The sequence below is a fragment of the Rhizobium alarense genome (assembly GCF_021555155.1).
In the GTDB taxonomy this organism is placed as follows: Bacteria; Pseudomonadota; Alphaproteobacteria; order Rhizobiales; family Rhizobiaceae; genus Rhizobium_D; species Rhizobium_D alarense.
The window spans coordinates 1-980 of sequence record NZ_JAKGBU010000188.1 but is presented as its reverse complement, the minus strand read 5'-3'; the positions used below and the strand labels follow the sequence as shown (position 1 = coordinate 980).

Sequence of the window (980 nt, the reverse complement as noted above, 5' to 3'; positions counted from 1 at the left end):
GGCGCGCTGGACCGACGACATCCACGACGAGTGGATGCGTAATCTTGCCGCCAACACACATGAATTGCCCATAGAACGCCTGATAGCCACGCGTGACAGGATGAAGTCCGTCCTGCCGGACGCGGACGTGGCGAATTATCGCCCGTTGGTCGCCGACCTCAAACTACCCGACCCTGACGATCGGCATGTGCTCGCAGCCGCCATCACTGGGAAAGCTTCCGTCATCGTCACCTGGAACCTGAAGGATTTCCCAGCACGAGACCTCCGCCCCTACGGCGTAACCAGCCAGTCGCCGGATGATTTCCTGACCGATCTCTATGCGGCCTTTCCCGACGCGCTCGTCTTTAGTGTCAAACGTGCGCGGCATAATCTGCGCAAGACAACGCCATCGGTTGAAACGTTCGTGGACGCACTTCAGCAAGGCGGATTGAAGACATTTTCAGACGTGCTTCGCCGGAACATCGCCGGGCTGAAGTGATCGGATGAGGTCCAAACAGAGCGCGACAACCGAAATATCGCGCACACGTCAGGCGGCAACCTTATTCCCCATCAACTTCCGCCTCGGCCGAAAGCGGCTCATTCTGAACAGCCTGCCGGCTGAGCAATCCCGCATCCTCGAACGCCTCGATATCGGGGAGGTCGCGCAGCGTTTCCATGCCGAATGCCAAGAGGAACTGCTTCGTCGTCACATAGGTATAGGGCGCGCCGGGCGTCGGGCTGCGCGGCCCAGAGGAAATAAACCCGGCGCCACGCAACGCCCCGATAGTGTCGCGGCTGACCTCCTTGCCAAAGACCTTCGACAGCTCGCCTCTTGTCACCGGCTGGAAATATCCCACCGCCATCAGCGCCATTGCCTCGAACTCCGACAGCGCCGACGAGGCGCGAATGGTCCCGCCAAAACGAACCCGGGTGCGATGCTGCCAGCCGCCGGCGACCGGCACCAGTTCATAGGGCCGGTCGCGCAGTTCCTCCCGGAGATC

The 980-nt window shown here is 61.1% G+C and carries 2 protein-coding genes; one reads left to right on the top strand and one right to left on the bottom strand.

Annotated elements, in window-relative coordinates:
* A partial coding sequence (locus LXM94_RS25930) for a PIN domain-containing protein (protein WP_235774774.1) occupies positions 1 to 478 on the top strand: 478 nt, incomplete at its 5' end.
* Between the two features lie 61 nt (positions 479 to 539).
* On the opposite strand, the gene scpB is transcribed toward LXM94_RS25930, so the two are convergent.
* Positions 540 to 980, bottom strand: a 441-nt coding sequence (scpB, locus tag LXM94_RS25925) for an SMC-Scp complex subunit ScpB (RefSeq protein ID WP_235774772.1), incomplete at its 5' end; no start/stop codon positions are given.